General features: G+C 35.4%; 2 protein-coding genes and 1 pseudogene. 1 reads left to right on the forward strand and 2 read right to left on the reverse strand.

Features of this window, described 5'->3' with window-relative positions; all coding sequences use genetic code 11:
• Both ACFIJW_RS02160 and ACFIJW_RS02165 read right to left on the reverse strand, forming a co-directional pair.
• Positions 1 to 326, reverse strand: a pseudogene (locus tag ACFIJW_RS02160) (hypothetical protein); the annotation flags it as partial.
• A 10-nt stretch (positions 327 to 336) separates the two neighbouring features.
• A complete protein-coding gene (locus tag ACFIJW_RS02165; protein WP_375633137.1) occupies positions 337 to 717 on the reverse strand; it encodes a hypothetical protein in 381 nt (126 codons plus the stop codon).
• A gap of 113 nt (positions 718 to 830) precedes the next feature.
• Here ACFIJW_RS02165 and ACFIJW_RS02170 point away from each other — a divergent pair, with 113 nt between their 5' ends.
• Positions 831 to 1,157 carry a hypothetical protein gene (locus ACFIJW_RS02170; RefSeq protein ID WP_273721234.1) on the forward strand — a complete coding sequence of 109 codons (327 nt, stop codon included), beginning with the start codon at positions 831 to 833 and terminating at the stop codon, positions 1,155 to 1,157.
• The last annotated feature ends 276 nt before the right edge of the window (positions 1,158 to 1,433 follow it).

Raw genomic sequence — 1,433 nt, forward strand, 5'->3', positions numbered from 1 at the left:
TGCGCATTACCACAAACCTTGGCGTTGCCATAAATCGCAGCTGCTAAAAGAACATTGGCATTCTCATAAACACGGGCATTGCCATAAACATGAGAAAAACCAAGAACCTTGGCATTGCCAAAAACACGTGCATCACCATAAACCCATGCCCTATTCCCAACCCAACAATCGCCCTCATGAGAGAGGTTGCCTTCACTCTCTACAAAACCACCAACATCACCTGCTTTAACTTTTCCAAAGCTTCTCAATGCACGAATGCGGTGAAGAGTTTTTCCAGCAAACTCAATTGTTTCATCAGTAAGTTCGTATTTCTTTTCTACAGCCATCATCACCTCCTTAAGGCTGCAAAGTCTCACGCGCGCTATCAACGCCGGAACTTTTTGCAAATGTAGTCATTGGGGGGTGTTGCTCTTGCATTAATCTCTGCAAGCGCTCGGGATAAAAAAAATCTTCTGGACGCAAATCTATCCCATGATCACGTGCNAAGCGCTCGGGATAAAAAAAATCTTCTGGACGCAAATCTATCCCATGATCACGTGCATAGTTCAGAAGCATAATTTGATACTTAGCTGGTATAATTCCGCCTTTACCCTCTAGTTTTTTTAAAGGATAAGTCCATTTATAAACAGCAGACACATGGCATTGAGAAATCAATGACACACGTTTCGCACCGCCTAAATATTTTATAATCGTACCTGCTGAATTTTTGATATTCATTTTAATTTCTCTATTTATCAAACGGGCATTTATTCGATTATAGAAAAAATGTCAACATTTTTTCTAAAATAGAAATGTTGATATTTTTTAAAACAATAGGAATATTGATAAGTATGGATATTCAAAAAGAAATAAAAATTTGGGCAAATGAAAAACTTAAAACAATGGGTCATGGGTCCCGAACTGAATTAGCTAAACATATGGGACTTCATACATCTGTTGTATCTAAAATGCTTTCTGTCGATGATGATAAAGAAAGTAGAAGCATATCTGCTGATGAACTCGTTAGATTAACTTCATTTTTTAAAGCTCTCCCCCCTCATTTTATACCCGATAATTGTGATGATTATTTTTTAAAATTATATTCCTCGGCAAAGCCAGAGCATAGAAAAGCCGTCATTTCTTTTCTGCGATCTTTGCAAGAAGAAGATGGAAAATAACCACCCGTTTTTGCTCATTTGTTAATGACGAAAATATTTTTAGAGCTTTTTTAGACTGCTTCATACAGAATTTTCTCCACATTGAAATGAAAATTAAATTACTTTTTTGTGTAGACTATTTGTCTATTACTAAAAAAATTTTTTCTGTTTTAGAAAAATTATATTGACTTATTCTAAAATCGAAAATATGTTCACTCCATATCTTAGAAAATAACTTTTGCCAATAGGCAGTATGGAGGCATTTGTGAATAAACCAGTGTTTATAAATTCTGATGA

Origin of the sequence: Bartonella sp. MM97QHHN (assembly GCF_042194285.1) — a bacterium.
GTDB lineage: Bacteria > Pseudomonadota > Alphaproteobacteria > Rhizobiales > Rhizobiaceae > Bartonella.